Source organism: Paenibacillus sp. J22R67 (assembly GCF_059692175.1).
On the sequence record NZ_JCAUAX010000003.1, the window covers coordinates 25,534 to 42,760 of the forward strand.

At 46.0% G+C, this 17,227-nt stretch carries 15 protein-coding genes; 11 read left to right on the top strand and 4 right to left on the bottom strand.

Going from position 1 to position 17,227, the window contains the following annotated elements:
• The first annotated feature begins 425 nt into the window (after positions 1 to 425).
• The 8 genes from AC58VC_RS12160 to AC58VC_RS12195 all read left to right on the top strand — a co-directional run bounded on the left by AC58VC_RS12160 (position 426) and on the right by AC58VC_RS12195 (position 6,487).
• The gene (locus AC58VC_RS12160) at positions 426 to 713 is read left to right on the top strand and encodes a CD3324 family protein (RefSeq protein WP_127457334.1); all 288 of its coding nucleotides are present in this window, start codon (positions 426 to 428) and stop codon (positions 711 to 713) included.
• A 181-nt stretch (positions 714 to 894) separates the two neighbouring features.
• A complete protein-coding gene (locus AC58VC_RS12165; protein WP_497369052.1) occupies positions 895 to 1,284 on the top strand; it encodes a gamma-glutamylcyclotransferase family protein in 390 nt (129 codons plus the stop codon).
• A gap of 87 nt (positions 1,285 to 1,371) precedes the next feature.
• Positions 1,372 to 1,746: a response regulator gene (locus AC58VC_RS12170; protein WP_497369053.1), complete on the top strand. Its 375-nt coding sequence runs from the start codon at positions 1,372 to 1,374 to the stop codon at positions 1,744 to 1,746.
• Between the two features lie 51 nt (positions 1,747 to 1,797).
• Positions 1,798 to 3,546: a response regulator gene (locus AC58VC_RS12175; protein ID WP_497369054.1), complete on the top strand. Its 1,749-nt coding sequence runs from the start codon at positions 1,798 to 1,800 to the stop codon at positions 3,544 to 3,546.
• 147 nt (positions 3,547 to 3,693) lie between these two features.
• Complete coding sequence (gene nikR, locus AC58VC_RS12180) at positions 3,694 to 4,149, top strand: nickel-responsive transcriptional regulator NikR (protein ID WP_497369055.1); 456 nt, start codon at positions 3,694 to 3,696, stop codon at positions 4,147 to 4,149.
• Positions 4,150 to 4,199: 50 nt separating this feature from the next.
• Positions 4,200 to 4,604: a DUF2203 domain-containing protein gene (locus tag AC58VC_RS12185; RefSeq protein WP_497369056.1), complete on the top strand. Its 405-nt coding sequence runs from the start codon at positions 4,200 to 4,202 to the stop codon at positions 4,602 to 4,604.
• Positions 4,605 to 4,616: 12 nt separating this feature from the next.
• Positions 4,617 to 6,275 (top strand): copper resistance CopC/CopD family protein, encoded by a 1,659-nt coding sequence (locus tag AC58VC_RS12190; protein ID WP_497369057.1) that lies wholly within the window; start codon positions 4,617 to 4,619, stop codon positions 6,273 to 6,275.
• A gap of 26 nt (positions 6,276 to 6,301) precedes the next feature.
• Positions 6,302 to 6,487 (top strand): hypothetical protein, encoded by a 186-nt coding sequence (locus AC58VC_RS12195; protein WP_161408752.1) that lies wholly within the window; start codon positions 6,302 to 6,304, stop codon positions 6,485 to 6,487.
• Between the two features lie 201 nt (positions 6,488 to 6,688).
• Here the strand turns inward: AC58VC_RS12195 and glsA are convergent, their stop codons facing one another.
• The 4 genes from glsA to AC58VC_RS12215 all read right to left on the bottom strand — a co-directional run bounded on the left by glsA (position 6,689) and on the right by AC58VC_RS12215 (position 10,853).
• Complete coding sequence (gene glsA / locus AC58VC_RS12200) at positions 6,689 to 7,636, bottom strand: glutaminase A (RefSeq protein ID WP_497369058.1); 948 nt, start codon at positions 7,634 to 7,636, stop codon at positions 6,689 to 6,691.
• A 30-nt stretch (positions 7,637 to 7,666) separates the two neighbouring features.
• Complete coding sequence (locus AC58VC_RS12205) at positions 7,667 to 8,587, bottom strand: aldo/keto reductase (RefSeq protein ID WP_497369059.1); 921 nt, start codon at positions 8,585 to 8,587, stop codon at positions 7,667 to 7,669.
• Positions 8,588 to 8,720: 133 nt separating this feature from the next.
• A complete protein-coding gene (locus AC58VC_RS12210) occupies positions 8,721 to 10,355 on the bottom strand; it encodes an MDR family MFS transporter (RefSeq protein ID WP_497369782.1) in 1,635 nt (544 codons plus the stop codon).
• Between the two features lie 69 nt (positions 10,356 to 10,424).
• Positions 10,425 to 10,853, bottom strand: coding sequence for a MarR family winged helix-turn-helix transcriptional regulator (locus AC58VC_RS12215; RefSeq protein WP_497369060.1), 429 nt, complete (start codon positions 10,851 to 10,853; stop codon positions 10,425 to 10,427).
• A gap of 525 nt (positions 10,854 to 11,378) precedes the next feature.
• Here AC58VC_RS12215 and pheS point away from each other — a divergent pair.
• The 3 genes from pheS (at position 11,379) to AC58VC_RS12230 (ending at position 17,224) form a co-directional block, all read left to right on the top strand.
• A complete protein-coding gene (gene pheS / locus AC58VC_RS12220; protein ID WP_127457323.1) occupies positions 11,379 to 12,413 on the top strand; it encodes a phenylalanine--tRNA ligase subunit alpha in 1,035 nt (344 codons plus the stop codon).
• A 25-nt stretch (positions 12,414 to 12,438) separates the two neighbouring features.
• Positions 12,439 to 14,892: a phenylalanine--tRNA ligase subunit beta gene (gene pheT / locus AC58VC_RS12225; protein ID WP_497369061.1), complete on the top strand. Its 2,454-nt coding sequence runs from the start codon at positions 12,439 to 12,441 to the stop codon at positions 14,890 to 14,892.
• A 91-nt stretch (positions 14,893 to 14,983) separates the two neighbouring features.
• Complete coding sequence (locus AC58VC_RS12230; RefSeq protein WP_497369062.1) at positions 14,984 to 17,224, top strand: cell division protein ZapA; 2,241 nt, start codon at positions 14,984 to 14,986, stop codon at positions 17,222 to 17,224.
• Positions 17,225 to 17,227 lie beyond the last annotated feature (3 nt).

Here is a 17,227-nt window from a genome sequence, read left to right on the forward strand (position 1 = left end):
TTCTAGGCTCCCGCATATTCTTAACTTACGAGTAGACAGCGAGAAGCTTTTTACATATAATGAGAATTGTGAACACGAAGTGAACACACAGGCAAGACAGGAGAGATTTTGCTCTCCAACCCCATTTTCCAAAAATTCAACTATTAGGTGAAAGGAGTGCTTTTTAATGAACACAATGACAATGACAGTAGCGATGAATGTTGCGGCCGCCGCAGAGGTAATCGTCTCCTAACTGAATATCATTCGTGGAATAACCGTTCACCTGAATTTGTATAATTGCATATACAACCGACAGGCACGATTATGGTCGTGTTTTTTTTATTCCATTTTGATAAGAATGGTATGAGGTTTAGGGGCGATGAAATTACTCTCTGCAAATCCAAACAAAGTTTAATCTTTGCGACAATTTGAGGAGGTTTTCATCCATGAGTTACAAGAACGGGAAAGACGTTCTTCCCCCTAACCTATTAAAACAATTACAAGAATATATCCAAGGTGAAATCGTATATATCCCTAAGAAAGAGCAGAAACGCGCTGGATGGGGAGAAAATAACGGAACACGCATTATCATCGAGCGTAGAAATCAAGAAATTTTCCGGTTGTACCAAACTGGCTCCACGGTGATGGAGTTAATCAAGGTCTTTCATTTATCGGAAGACAGCATCCGCAAAATTATTGTGAAAACGCGCGAATTAACAGCAAATCAAGCATAGAAGCAGCATCCATTGAGGATGTTGCTTTTTTTCTTTATATGGCTTTATATGGCTTTGTATAGCTTTTCGTGGCTTTGCATAGCTTTTCATGTACTTAATGTTCCGAAGAGGGATCAGAGAGATGGCTAGCGAATTAAGAAAGAATATTGGAATTACATAATTCGACAGGAGGAGTTTTCACATGATATCTGTATTCGTCTATGGCACACTGCTTGTTGGAGAGGGTAACCACTTCATAGCTGCTCCTTTTGTGCAATCGGTGCAATCGGGCACGATCAATGGGTGTTTATTTGACGTTGGGCCATACCCTGCGCTCTTGCTATCGGAAGGCAATGCAGAGCAGTACGTTGTTGGGGAATGGTTGGAAGTGACAGAAGAAGGCTTGCAAGCGATGGATGTCCTGGAAGGTTATTATGGTCCAGGCGCATCCAATAATGAATATGACCGCGTTTGGATCCGAGATGTGGATGGGCAGCGTGAAGGTTGGGTTTACATTTACCCCTCCGTGGAGGGGCTTAAAGCAATTAATGGCTCATCGTGGAAAGAATATGATGCTGCGCGAAGCAAGTGATATTTTTTGACTTTTTTCGACAAATTCCTATCTTGCCTATGAGCATGATGCTATAATTAAAGTCATATTTTAATAGAGGAGACCTTTATGTCTGTTTATAAAATATTGCTGGCTGACGACGAGCTTGCACTCCGCTTTCTGCTTACAGAAACGTTATCGGATGAAGGGTATCTAATCACGGAAGTGGAAGACGGTCAGCAAGCCATTGAACAGCTTCAGAAGGAATCGTTTGATCTGGTAATTCTTGATTATATGATGCCAGAACGTACGGGTGTTGAGGTATGCGAGTGGCTCCGTCAGAGCGACAACGCTAATCGGGAGCTGCCTGTTATTCTTTTAACGGCTAAAGCCTTGGATAAAGATAAAGAGAAGGCCAAAGCGGCCGGCGTCACCACCTATATTGTCAAACCTTTCAGCCCGCTTCAACTACTAGACACGGTCGGACACTTATTAGAGAGTTGATTCGAATCTTATAGAGATTAATTTCATTTGTAAAAAGGGTGATTGTCCGTCATGAATAATACGAATCTAGAGCCAAAGAGCTCCAGGTCAGAATCGGATAAAGATGCAAGAATTCTAAGACAAGGCAGAAAACTGTTCATTCGCGAGTTTGAAAAGCAGTTGAAGGAGCTTGAGGCTCATCTCGATGTCATTCGCGCTGTGCCGGCAGTAGAGGACTTGAATCGGTTCTATCGCATTATCCATACGCTGAAGGGCAGTGCGCCGATTTTTGGATATGACAGGATTGGCAGGCTAGCGGAGGATTTGGTACGCCTATGGGAATGGACGCAAGCCATCGATCAGGAGCAGGAGCTGGTCTTCACATCGACGAACCCCGTTCAAGAAAATGCAGAGCGCAGCCTCAGACTCCTTCGCGATATGCATATGGAATACGATATCGGTCTGACGGAGATCCAAATGGACGAGCAGAAGGATCCCACTGGAGGTTCGCTGCTTCGAACGTTGAAGAGTCGGTTGCTGCTTGTAGATGATGACGAAGTGCTGCGTTCGTATTTGACCCGGCGCCTTCAGCTTGATGATTGTATTGTCGATGAGGCCGCTGATGTAGAGTCCGCTATTAAACTATTGCGTACGCACACCTATGATCTCGTGACGCTTGATCTCATGATGCATCCGCAATCAGGGTATGAGCTGTTCGAATTTCTCAAAGAAGATCCAACGTTGAAATGGCTGCCGCTCATTGTTTTGTCAGGACGAAACGATTTGAACGATAAAGTTCGCTGCTTTCATCTTGGGGCTGATGATTATGTGACCAAGCCTTTTCAGTATGAAGAATTAGCCGCTAGGATCTATGGTTTGCTCAAAAGGACGAAAAATTTCGAGCAGCTGGCCTTTCGCGATCCACTTACCGGCGTTTTCAATCGGCGATATTTTGACCTTCAGATTGGCATGGAGCTGCAGCGGATTGAGCGCTACCCAGCGCCGATATCGCTTGTTTTTATTGATATTGATTATTTCAAAAGAATCAATGATACGTATGGACACCACGTGGGAGATTTGGTGCTGCAAGGCTTGGCCCATCTTCTGCAAACCAATTTGCGCTCAACGGATTTACTGGCCCGTTTTGGCGGGGAAGAGTTCGTGATAGCCCTTCCGAATACATCCTTGGAGCAGGCCCATTCAACTATGCAGAACATCCTGCATATAATTAGCTCTAATCCAGTTGCCCAGTATGCGGGCAAGCCTTTCTCCATCACGTTCTCCGCAGGGGTTGCCGAGTGGCAGGAAGGATTATCTGTTGCGGATTGGGTTTCTAAAGCGGACGAAGCGATGTATCAAGCCAAACAGCAAGGCCGGAACCGTGTCTTGTGCGCCTCAGTAGAGAAAGAGAGCGATCCAAGCAAATCGGCCGCGCTGCCTGCTGAGAAGAAAAATTTGCTAATCGTTGACGATGATCCAATCTTAAGAGCGATTCTAACTTCTCATTTGGAGCATTTGCCGATTGTTATTACGCTTGCTTCCGATGGTGAAGAGGCGCTCAGCTTGCTGCAGGAAAAGAGCTATCATGCGTGTATTCTGGATGGCATGATGCCTAAGTTGGACGGTTTTTCCTTGTTGGATCAGATTAAGAAGGATGAGCGCTCGGCGAATGCGAACATGAAGGTGCTTATGCTTTCAGGCAAGAAAAAGGAAGATGATATGCTCAAAGGTTATCAGATGGGCGCTGATGACTATATGACGAAGCCTTTCTCACTCGTTGAGCTGGAAGTTCGCGTGAAGAAACTAATGAGCTTTATCTAATAAGTAAGGGAGCTGGGCATATGTCCGCTCTCTTTTGCTGTTTCTTATCATTTTCACATAAAATAGGGGCAACACATTTTGCGACACCTCTACTTTCTGGTAGAGTAGGGTTAGAGGACAAGGTTAGTTAGAAAGGAGCGTGATCCCATGTCGGAGAAAGAAACGCTTGTACGTTTTGGCATCTCTATGCCGCAATCATTAATTGAGCAATATGATCGGCTGATTGCTGTCCAGGGCTATAGTAACCGCTCGGAAGCGATCCGAGATCTCACACGCAAAGCGCTGTTAACTTCCAGCAGCATGCAGTTGGACGAAACGGTAGCAGGAACCATTGTGATGGTATATGACCATCATATTAGCGATCTGCCCATTACATTGATGGAACTGCAGCATGAATATCACCATGCCATTATCTCAACGATGCATATTCATTTAAATCATCAGCAGTGCTTGGAAATATTAGTTGTTAGGGGCAAGGTACAGAAGCTGAGAGAACTGCAGCAGCGGATTCAGGTGCTTAAAGGTGTCGGATATGCTGAGTTGTCTGTAACTCATGTGGATGAGCATGGATCCTCACACGAGCACTCGCATGTTCATGCGTAGAATTCGAAGTTGCGCTCTTTTTTTGTTAAAATTAGGCATGGAGGTGCGAGATGTCTGATAAAAAATATTTTAGCTTGGAAGAAGCGAATGAAATGCTTCCGTTCGTTGATCAGGAATTAAAGAAAATGCAAATTCTGAAGCGAGCTTTTGAGGAGAAATACACAGAACTTCGCAGGAAGAAAAATGAGTTGGCTGAGAAATCCAGCACGGAAAAGGATCCATTTTTTATGCAGGAAGCAGAACTTGAATTTATGCAAATCGAAGCACGCGGGCTGATTCAGCATTTTCAGCAAACGGGTATCGAGCTTAAAGATATAGAAACAGGTCTTGTGGATTTTCCGTCAATGATCGGGGACCAGGAAGTTTTGCTTTGTTGGAAACAAGGAGAGGACAAGATCCGTTATTACCACGGCAAAGAAGATGGTTTTGCCGGACGTAGACCCCTAATGGATTAGAGGAACTTATCTATGTATAAACAGAAACAACATGTTCGTCAGCGGTTTTGGTTCTTGCCTGCTGTTTTTTTGTGTATATTATCTATGATGCTCTTAAGCTCATTCGTCGTCGCCCCGCAATCTGCCTATGCTCATGCATCACTGGTACAGGCAATTCCGGAATCAGGCGCTAAGTTGGAAAACTCGCCGCCACAAATCGCGATTTCCTTCAATGAACCCTTAGATGCTGGGCTCTTTTATATCAAGGTGTTTAATCATGACGGCGACGAAATGACCAGTAATAAAGCTTATTTGAACAAAGAGCAAACAGGCGTGCTCCTTGATCTGCCTAAGCTGAACGAGGGCGTTTATTTAATTAGCTATCATGTCATTTCGGCTGACGGCCACCCTGTTGGCGGAAGCTATCCTCTGACGATCGGAAATCCGCCGCAAGAAGATACGCTAGATCTTCCTTCAGCCCATGCTAATCACGAGCACGGTTCAGGTCCGCTAACGACGAAGGTTCTACTGCAGTATGCGTCTCGCGGGCTGTGGTACCTTATGCTGCTCGCGTTGACCGGATGGGTCATCTGGTTAAGAATGCTAGGTATGGATGGCGGCAAAGAAACAAGAAAAGCATTATCTTCATGGACGCTGAATTTGCAGCGTGCTCAACTCGTTGCACTCCTGCTGCTTATTTTTACTCATATCGAGGATTTATTAGGCGGCGGCGGTGTGGAAGAAATTGCGAAGCTTTTTAGTGCAACGAATATTGGGATATCCTGGCTGATTCTGCTCGCTTTATCTTTCCTTGGGTTCGTTCTTATCGGCCGATGGGCATGGTTAGACTGGATATGGCCATTAGGCTTGCTTGCGGCCAAAAGCTTTAGTGGCCATGCGGCCTCCTTCTCACCTGTATGGGCGACGATCGGGCTCGATTGGATTCATTTGGTGGGCGCAGCCATGTGGGTAGGCGGCTTAGTGCTTCTCTACGCGAAGTGGCGTCAGAAAAATGGTGATATTGCCACGTACATGCGACAATTTTCGAATATGGCTCTGATTTCCATCATCGTACTCGCGATATCCGGGTCTTTATCTGTTTTGTTATTCCTACCGAATTTGCATTATTTGCTATACTCCGGATGGGGAATCCTGCTGCTAGTGAAAGTTGGCGCAGTGATTCTTGTTGTGCTTACGGCATTTGTTATTCGTCTCATGATGCGCAAGAAGAAGGCTGTTCAGTCCTTCCTATGGGTAAGGGTAGATCTAACCTTAATGGTGATCATTGTGCTGCTGGTGGGCATCATTACCTATGTAGCGCCAATTCCGGCCAACGAGCCGCTGCAGTGGCATCAAATGGGAGATAAGGTCCATGTATCCGCGGATATTACACCAAAAATACAAGGGACCAACTCTTTCACTGCCAAAGTATTCCTTCCTGAAAATTCAGGGAAACCGAAGCAGGTGCTTATGATTCTTCATTATTTGGATGACCAGGAGATCGCTCCGATCGCTGTGCCGATAACAGCCTACGAGGATAAGGAAGAAGAGGAGTCCTACGGCTTTGCCAAGTTCAGCTATCGAGCGGAGGGAGCCTTCCTTCCATTCAGAGGGAACTGGGAACTGGAAATGCGTGTGATGGATTCAGAAGATAATGAAACGGTTTATAAGAAAGAATTCATCGTCTACTAATACATTGGCCGAAAGTAGGTGCCGTCATGGCTTGGATTAATATGCTCGAAAGAGAACAATTGTCTGTTAAATTGGATGACAAGGATGAGGTGGCCTTGCTGGAGATCAACGATGGGGGAATATCACCTAATTATGTGACGGTTCGCCTGAACGAAAACGAGATTGATGAACTGATTGAAGTGTTGCAGCGCGTCAAACGAGCCATTCAATAGACGGCATTATATACGAAGTAGCTAATCCATAAGTTCAAAAAAAGAAGCTCTCCCTCGGTCATTTGATGACTTCTGGGATAGCTTCTTTTTCTGCGGAGTGAAACATACACCTCAACCTTGGGAAAAAGTGAACAATTGCTGAAAATAACGGGAGTAATCGGCGTTACTTACAAGTAACCCTTACACTCAGCCACTTGTTTTTTAAAATAAGCTCCAGTCAAACTCCTGCGAAAGTTTCCCCAGGAGGTGAACACCAGCGGTGCTGTTGCCTTTGCGGTTTAGGGCAGGGCTGACAAGACCGATGCCGTATCGTCCGGGCACCATCGTTAGAATACTGCCGGACACACCGCTCTTGGCGGGAAGCCCTACGTTCATGGCGAACTCGCCTGAAGCATTATACATCCCGCAGGTGAACATGAACGTCTTAGCGATCTGTACGAATCGCCGCGGAATCAGGCGCTGATTGCGAATCGGATCGACGCCGTTATGGGCGAGAACCAGAGCCATTCTGGCCAAATCTGTGCAGTTCACTTGGATCGAACAATGGCTAAAATAGACCCGTAGGACATCATCAACTTCGCGGTCCAGAACGCCGTTATGCTTCAGGAAGTAGGCAAGCGAACGATTTCGGTGAGCGGTATCCGATTCCGATTTGAATACATCCTGATTAATATCCAGTGCTGGATTATCGGCAAGCTCCCGGAAAAACTGCAGAATTCGCTGCGTTTGTTCAGCTGGTGTGTCACCCGCAATCAAGGAAGAGATGGCGATAGCTCCAGCATTGATAAGCGGGTTAAACGGAATGCCCGGCTCTACCAGCTCGAGCTTCAGCATCGAGTTGAAATCGTCCCCCGTTGGCTCCATGCCTACCTTGGAGAACACCGCTTCTTCCCCGTTATCCATTAGTGCTAGAATAAGCGTGAATACTTTGGAGATGCTTTGCAGCGTAAAATGATAGTCGGTATCACCGGCTGCAACTGTATTCCCCTCAGCATCCATGATACAGATACCCAATATATCAGCGGGAGCATTCGCAAGTTCAGGAATGTAGGAAGCAACATGGCCATCTTCGGTATGGACTTTGCTAGCGGTAACCCACTGCGCCAAATGGTCGTTCAGCTGCTTCCAAGTTGTTGTAAGCTCGTCCAAGTTCATCTAGATGTTATTCCTTCCTATTGCTCAGGCTTTCCATGCTTGTGGGTGGTTGTCGCTGATAAGATCCGTTGCACTTGCGTTAGCAATAACTTGCTCGGGGTTTTTGCAGCCCGGAATGACGCTTGTTACGGCATCGTGCTTTAAGCACCAGGCGAGGGCCCATTTCGCCATATCCATGCCTTCTGGGACTTCGTCTTTTTGAATTCGCTGTACTTCCTCCAGCTTTTGTCTTACGCTCTCAGCATCATGACGATGACGGACATCGGTATCGCTAAATACTGCACCAGGCTTGTACTTGCCGCTTAAATAGCCGCTTGCCAAAGGCACCCGTGCCAGTACGCCAAGATCCTGATTCACACAGGAAGGGAATACAAACTCTTCTGGTGCGCGATCCAAACGATTATAGACAACTTGAATCGCTTTGGAATTTACTTTCGTAGAGGCTTCTGTCTGATGGATGTTGGCATTGCTTCCGATGGAAGTTCCCAAATGTCTAATCTTTCCTGCCTGTACTTGTTTATCTAAGGTTGTCCATAAGTCATCGTTGTCGAAAACGCTATCTGGTCCAGAGTGAAACTGGTACAAATCTATGTAATCCGTTTGCAAAGCTTTGAGCGAAGCATCCAACTGCTTGATGACACTCTCTGAGTTAAATTCATCAGTTCGGGTAAATAAATCATGGAAATGGTGGCCGAATTTCGTTGCTACTACCCAATTCTCACGTTTGCGTCTAGATAAATAATTGCCGATAAATGATTCCGAAAGATGGTCACCATAACATTCCGCGGTATCTATTAGGTTAATGCCAAGATCAGCGGCTTGATCCAAAATAGCATCGGCTTCAGCTTGTGTGTACGTAAGCCCCCATTCTCCTCCGAATTGCCAGGTTCCAACACCAACGATAGAAACTTTTAAGTCTGTTTTCCCAAGTCTGCGATATTTCATGGTAATCACTCTCCTTTTATAGTATCCAACCTCATTAAACGCTATTGATGGAATGATGTCAAAAGAAATGCATCCAAGAATTACATAAAGAAGCTCCCAACCTTCCGAAGAAGGAGGGAGCATGGTTTATCGATTAAGCGAGTCCAGCGGAAAGGTCTTTTTCAGTCTCCGTACTTGTCTTTTTCGATTTACGTCCATTTACTTTAATGTTGCCGATAAACAGTGTAAGAACCGCCCCGAGTAATACGAATATTAACCCGATAACGAATACTTGATGTAAGGAAGATACAAGGGCATTTTTCAAAATAGGAAGCATGTGCTCTACAAATTCTTTCGGCATTTTCGCCATCGTTTCAGGACTTAGCAGAGAAGAGTATAATCCTTGCGGATTCGAGTGAATCATATCTGTCATCTGGTTAGATAACTGGCTTGCTTCTGCAGGCAACTGTTTAACCACAGGTGTTAAATCTTGATCGAGAAGAACCGATGATTTATGGTTCATAATTGCACCCAGAATCGTCATACCGAACGTACCGCCGATTTGACGGAAGAATTGGCTGGAAGATGTAACTACACCAAGCTCAGATTTCGGGAAGCTTTCTTGTAAGGCAAGGGTCAGAATCGGCATGACAAGCCCCATGCCAAGACCTAGAATTAGCATATAAGCAGATGCTGTCAGCTTTGTTGTGTCTATGCCCATCGTGCTAAGGAAATAGAAGCCAACGGCCATGATGATCATACCGGATAACATTTGCTTACGTACACCGATTTTATGAATAAACTGACCAGAAACTACGCTGGCTGCAATCATCGTAAGCATGAGAGGCATCATCACCGTACCGGAAGCGGAGGCGCTGATCCCAACGATACCTTGCATGAAGAGTGGTACGAACATAATAGCACCGAACATACCAACAGCCATAAGGAACCCTACACCGTTAATGGTTGTAAAAGTTCTATTTTTGAACAAACGAACAGGAAGAATTGGTTCTTGCGCTCTGCTTTCAATAATGACGAAGGATACCAAAGAAACAATGGCTACTGCAAATAGACCAATGATTTGCCAAGATAACCAAGCATAATCCTTACCGCCGAATGTCAAAGCTAGAAGCAAGGAAACAACACCGAGAACCATGGTGGCAATTCCCGGGATGTCGAATTTCACTTTACCGATTGCTTTATGCTTCGGCAATGCAATTGCGATTAAGACAACAGCTAGGATACCTACGGGAAGGTTGATGTAGAAAACCCAACGCCAATCTAAAGCATCAACGATCCAACCGCCGATTTGGGGGCCGACAACAGAAGATAGACCGAAAATCGCACCGAATACACCTTGCCATTTGGCACGTTGTTTACCTGTAAATAAATCCCCGATAATAATCATGGCCATCGGCATCATAATACCGCCGCCTAGACCTTGCAAGCCGCGGAACAAGATAAGCTCTGTGATGTTCTGGGCCATACCACAAAGTGCGGAGGCGCCGATGAAAATAATAAGACCCGTTACATAAATAACGCGGCGACCCATTAAGTCAGCAAGTTTACCGGCGATTGGTACAATAACAGTTGAAGTCAGCATGTAAGCTGTTGTCAGCCAAGCCATTAGTGCAAGGCCGCCTAGTTCACCAACGATACGTGGCATGGCCGTTCCGACAATCGTACCGTCAAGGGCACCGAACAGCATGGCAATAATAAGTCCTGTCAGCAGGAGGCCGCGATTTTTGAGCGCTGGCGCTGCTGACTCGGAAAGGTTGTCGTCAGATATTGTTTTTTGTATAGTTTCCACTACAGTTCACTCCTTTTAAATAATAATGGATTTTATTAATAATGGATTTTAATAATAGGATGTTAGTTTTTCAAAAGCACTTACCAAGACGCTGAGTTCCTCTGGCGGAAGCTTAGATAAGCCTCGGGCAATCACTTCTTTTTGAACATTTTGAGCAGCCGTAAGAACCTCTTGGCCAAGCTCTGTGTTTTCTACCAAAACAATGCGCCGATCCGTTTCGTGATGCTTGCGTATGACATGTCCGCTTTGGACAAGACGATCAATCATTACTGTAATCGCACTTGGTTTGACACCCATTTTCTCAGCAAGAACGGTTTGTTTGGGAGTTCCCTCCTTGGATATCATGAACAGCATAAATAACTGCGGTCCCGTTAGCTCCGATTTCAATTCGGCGAGTACGGCACTGCTAATTTTTCGATGGGCCGTTTCAAACGTTGTCCGGAAACGAATGGTGTAAGCCATCAAGTCATCTTCCATTGAAACTCTCCTTAGGGTTAATTACATGTTCTAAATGTTAAACACTAAAATATTTATATAAATTAATGTTTAAACTGTTTAAATAAAATATACGCTTATTCGCGTAGTGAGTCAACTGGGAAAAAGCGAGATTCGAGAGTCGCGTACTTGCATATGTGCACTATCTTGCATATAATAACTGGTACATATACGTAAAAATGCTTTGACGGAGAAGAGTACGCAGTGCTTCTTGACAGGGAGGGTAAGCCATTGATTGAGAGCTGGCCCCGAGAATCAGGCTGCAGAAGTTCGCTCCCGAGCAGTCCTTTGAACAGAGGTAAGCAGCATTAGCTTTCTTCTAAGTAGAGGGAACCGGACACATCGTCCGTTATCTGGAATGAAGTGAGATCATTTTTTTGCCTATTGGCCGGGAAATGTATCTAATTAGGGTGGTACCACGGCTTTTCGTCCCTTGCGAGGGAGCGGAAAGTCTTTTTTGTGTTTTCATTTTGGTTGATTCAGGGGCCTAATTCAGGAGGGATTGCAATGAAAGAGCGGTTAGAAGCTTTGAAGCAGGAAGCGCTGCAGGAGCTAAGCGGCGTACAAAGCCAGCAAGAGCTGAACGATTTACGTATTAAGTATTTAGGTAAAAAAGGTCCATTAACCGAGGTTCTTCGCGGAATGGGAGCCCTAAGTGCAGAAGAGAGACCGATTATTGGGCAAGTAGCGAACGATGTTCGCGCTGCAATTGAATCGGTAATCGAAGAGAAGCAAGCGGCGTATCAGCAGCAGGAAACGGAGAACAGACTTCGTGCTGAAATGATCGACGTTACGCTGCCAGGCCGTCCATCTGAGCAAGGTGCCGTACATCCATTAAGCAAAGTGATCCAAGAGATTGAAGATATTTTCATCGGAATGGGGTATACGGTTGCGGAAGGTCCGGAAGTTGAGCAGGACTACTATAACTTTGAAGCGCTAAATCTGCCGAAAGACCATCCAGCCCGTGACATGCAGGATTCCTTCTATATTACCGAAGAAATCTTAATGCGTACCCAAACTTCCCCTGTTCAAGTGAGAACGATGGAGAAACGTAAAGGTGAAGTTCCGATCAAAATCATCTGTCCGGGGAAAGTATACCGCCGCGACGACGACGATGCGACACATTCCCATATGTTTACGCAAATCGAAGGTCTGGTGATCGACCGCAATGTTCGGATGAGCGATTTGAAGGGTACATTGCTGCAATTCGTACAAGAAATGTACGGCAAGGAAACAAGAATCCGTTTGCGGCCGAGCTTCTTCCCTTTCACGGAGCCGAGTGTTGAGGTTGATGTGAGCTGTGCGATGTGTGGAGGCGTTGGCTGCCGTACCTGTAAACAAACAGGTTGGCTAGAAATTCTCGGAGCGGGTATGGTGCATCCGCGCGTTCTTGAGATGGGCGGCTACGATCCGAAGGAGTACACAGGCTTTGCATTCGGTATGGGCGTTGAGCGTATTGCCATGCTGAAATACGGAATCGAAGATATCCGTCATTTCTACACGAATGATCTGCGTTTCTTAAAACAATTCTTACATCTGTAAGCACCAGGAAAAGGAGGGGTTAAGCATGAATGTTTCATACCAATGGTTATCGGAATATGTAGATGTATCAGGCTTCACAGCGGAAGAATTAGCGGAAAAATTAACCCGAAGCGGTATCGAAGTGGATATCGTGGAGGATCGCAATAAAGGTGTAACGAACGTAGTTGTCGGGTATGTGAAATCCCGTGAGAAACATCCGGATGCAGATAAATTAAGCGTGTGTGTCATTGATGCGGGTCAAAGCGAAGATTTGCAAATCGTCTGCGGAGCCAAAAATATTGATGCTGGTCAAAAAGTACCTGTCGCCATGATCGGAGCTGTTCTACCTGGCGGATTGCAAATTAAACGCGCCAAGCTGCGCGGCGTTGAGTCGCAAGGGATGATTTGCTCAGCCAAAGAGCTTGGCTTGAACGATAAACTGCTTCCAAAAGAAATTCAGGAAGGTATTCTAGTACTTCCGCAAGAAACAGAAATCGGAAGTTCCGTTCTAGATGTTCTATCCATTAATGATAAAGTGTTGGAACTTGATCTGACACCTAACCGTTCCGACTGCTTAAGCATGCTCGGAGCTGCTTATGAGATCGCAGCGATCCTTGGTCGCAGCGTTAAACTGCCGGATGCAGAAGCAGCGCTTGGGCAGGCTGGATCAGCCGGTGTGAAAGCCGCTGACCGCATCAGCGTAAAGATCACAGCGAAGGAGCAGTGCTCTCACTACGCAGCTCGCCTGATCGAAGGCGTGCGCGTGGGCACTTCTCCGCTGTGGATGCAAAACCGTTTGATGGCCGCGGGCATCCGCCCCATCAATAACATCGTAGACATCACGAATTTCGTGATGTTGGAGTATGGTCAGCCGCTGCATGCTTTTGATGCTGAGCAACTGAACAACGGCCACATCGATGTACGCCTTGCTGAGGCAGGCGAGAAGCTTGTAACGCTTGACGATGTAGAGCGTACCCTAGAACCACACATGCTGCTTGTCACGGACGGCACGAAGCCTGTAGCGATCGCTGGTGTTATGGGCGGCGCGAATTCCGAAGTGACGAACGATACTACGCGGATTTTGCTTGAATCCGCTAAGTTCGCAGGCTCGTCTGTGCGTCGTACATCGCGCCAGCTAGGCCTTCGCTCAGAAGCCAGTCTTCGCTTCGAGAAAGAAGTGAACCCGGAAGCGGTGCTTCCGGCATTGAACCGCGCAGCTGCAATGATTGCAGAGTATGCAGGCGGTAAAGTCGCAGACGGCATCGTTGAAGCTGTTGCCGGCTCGCACAAGCCTGTCAGCATCGAGCTGGCTGCTGACCGTGTGAACAACTATCTCGGTACGGAGCTTTCGCTTGACGAGATGGGACAAATCATTAAGCGCCTGCATTTCACTTTCGAACAGGCGGGAGAAGGCAAGCTGCTCGTGCACGTGCCGAGCCGCCGCGGAGACATCACACGGGATGTTGATTTGATCGAAGAAGTGGCACGTCTCTTCGGCTATGATAACATCCCGACGACCTTGATGACTGGCGTGACGACGCCAGGCTCCTTGTCCAAAGAGCAGTCGATTCGCCGCATAGCGCGGAATCTCCTGACACAAAGCGGGCTGCATGAAGTCATTACTTATGCCTTCACGCACCCAGACCAAACGGCCTCGCTGCCTGGTCTGTATCCAGCGGCTAAGCCGATCTCCCTCGCAATGCCAATGAGCGAGGATCGTAGCCAATTGCGTACCAGCTTGCTTCCGCATTTGCTGGAGGTAGTGAGTTACAACCGTAACCGCACCATGGATGACGTGGCTATTTTCGAAGTCGGTAAAGCGTTCATTACAGATGAGTCAACACTCACTACGTTACCGCAAGAAAAGCTCCTGCTCTCTATCGTGATGACAGGCAAACGCCGCGGGGCGCATTGGGCGCAGAAGTCTGAAGCCGTTGATTTCTATGACATCAAAGGCATCTTTGACCGTCTGATCAGCTACTTGGGTGTCAAAGGACTTAGCTACACATCGGCTTCTCCGGAGGGCTTCCATCCTGGTCGTACAGCAGAGCTCCTGCTTGCTTCTTCCGAAGGTCCGAAAGTTATTGGCCGTGTGGGTCAACTGCACCCAACCGTTCAACAGCAGCGTGATCTAGATGACACGTACGTGCTTGAGGTTGAATTAGCTCCGATCCTTGAAGCTGCTGGAGATGCCATCGTGTATAAACTGCTGCCGCGTTACCCGTCCGTTGGTCGTGATATTGCGGTCGTTGTCAATGCAAGCGTACCGGTCGGTCTCATGGAGCAGTCAATTGCTGAAGTTGCCGGGGATTTGCTTGAGTCTATCCAGGTTTTTGATATCTACACAGGAGAGCGTCTTGGTGCAAATCGTAAGAGCGTAGCTATTGCTCTCGTGTACCGTCATGCGGAAAGAACTCTCTTAGATGAAGAAGTAACGGAACTCCACGCAAAAGTGGTTCAAACCCTTGAACAGCAATATGAGGCAGAGTTAAGAAAATAGAACAACTTTCTTCAAAGTTGCAGGAAAACAGGCTGGTCTTATCGAAATTAACGTCGATAAGGCCAGCCTTTTCATCTAAGGGGGAAATAATATGACTACAGAAGACAAAACGAAAATAACCGTTGACATATATGGAAATCAATACAAGTTAAAAGCAGATACCAACACGAATTACATGAAGCGTGTTGCGGAATATGTGAATGACCAAATGTTTCGCATCGCCAAGGGCTATCCGCGCTTAGATTCACAAAGAATTGCTGTGCTCGCTGCCGTGAACATGGCCGATGAATGCTTCCGAATGAATGAAATCATGGAAGAGCTGAGTGCAGCGCAGAAAGAGCAAGAAGCGACCAAAGCTGCTTTTGAGAAAATGAACGTTACATACAACCAATTGAAGCATGATTATGATAAACAACAGGCATTCGTGACTGAACAAAAAGTTAAGTTAGATCAAGCCCAGACGCTAAAGGAGCAGCTCCAGCAAGAAGTACAAAAGGGCAAACAAGAGCAGGAGCTAGCTAAGCAGCAATTGATGCAAGCTAAACAGCAGCAGGACCAAACGAAACAACAGCAAGATCAAGCCAAGCAGGTTCATGATCAAATCAAACAACAGCTAGAACAAGAAAAAAAGCAAGTTACACAAACGCGGCAGCTGCTTGATCAAGAAAAGCAGCAGCATCTACAGGCGAAAAAGCAAATCGATCAAGGTAAACAACAGCAAGAGCTGCTGAGGCAGCAATTGCAGCAAGTTAAACAGGAACAAGACCAAGCTAAGAAGGTTCATGAACAAATCAAACAAAAGCTTGAACAGGAGCAAAAGCAGCTAACGCAAGCTCAGCAGCAGCTTGAACAAGGCAACCAAGAACAAGAGCGGTTGATACAACAATTGCAGCAAGTTAAACAGGAGCAAGACGAAGCGAACAAGCTCAACGAGCAAGTCGTACAACAACTCGAACAAGAGAAAAAACAAGTTATAGAAGCGCAGCAATTGCTCGAGCAAGAGAAACAGCAGCAAATAGAATTGCTACAACAAGTGGAACAAAATAAGCAAATACAAGAACAAATGGAACAACAATTACAGCAAGCAGGCAAACAGAGTGAGGAAGTCATTCTCATTCAGGAGCAAATTAAACAACAGCTTGATCAAGAGAAACAGCAGCACTTGCTAGCCAAGCAGCAAATCGAACAAGGCAAGCAACAACAAGAGCAGCTGAGACAGCAATTACTGCAAGCCAAACAACAACTTGAACAAGAACAAAAACAAGTTTTCAAGACGCAGCAACAGCTTGATCAGGAGAAGCAGCAGCTATTAGAATTACAAGCACAAATGGACCAACAATTACAACAAGCTGGCCAGCAGAATAAGGAAGTTACTCTTATTCAGGAGCAGATCAAACAACAGCTTGAACAAGAGAAACAACAGCACTTGCTAGCCAAACAGCAAATCGAACAGGGCAAACAACAACAAGAGCAGCTGAGACAGCAATTGCAACAAGCCAAACAGCAGCAAGACCAAGCTAAGCAGTTTAACGAGCAGATCAAACAACAACTCGAACAAGAGAAAAAGCTAGTTTATAAGACGCAGCAACAGCTTGAACAGGAAAAGCAGCAACAATTAATACTTCAACAACAGCTGGAAAAAAATAAGCAACTACAAGAACGAATGGAACAGCAGTTGCAAGAAGCTGGCCAACAGCATGAGAAATTCACGCTGCTCCAAGAGCAAATTAAACAACAGCTTGAACAAGAGAAACAGCAGTTCTTGCTAGCCAAACAGCAAATCGAACAAGGCAAGCAACAACAAGAGCAGCTGAGACAGCAATTACAGCAAGCCAGACAGCAGCAAGACCAAGCGAAGCAGCTTAACGAGCAAATCAAACAACAACTCGAACAAGAGAAAAATCAGGCAGCAAAAGCTCAGCAAAAGTTTGAGCAAGAAAAAGAGGCGCTTGTTCAGCAACATTTGCAGGACAAAGCAGAGTTTGTGGGAGAATTCCAAGAACAACAAACGAACATCGTGCAACAGTATGAAGGTCAAAAATCTACTATTATTCATCATTACCACGCTCAAATTGACACAATCGTTCAACAGCAGCAGCAAGAAAGAATATTGTTGAATAAATATTTGGAAGAGGAAAAAGAGCGCCTGCAAGAACAATACAACAGTGACAAAGAAGTATTGGTAAATCAGGGTTTGAACGACGATGCCCTGCAAAAGGAACTTCAACAGGTTAAAGAAGAGTACAGAGAACTTCGTGAGGAATACGCTAAGCTGCAGAACGAGTACAATGAATGGATTGAATTAGTCGAAACAGACAGCCCGGTCCGGTAATCC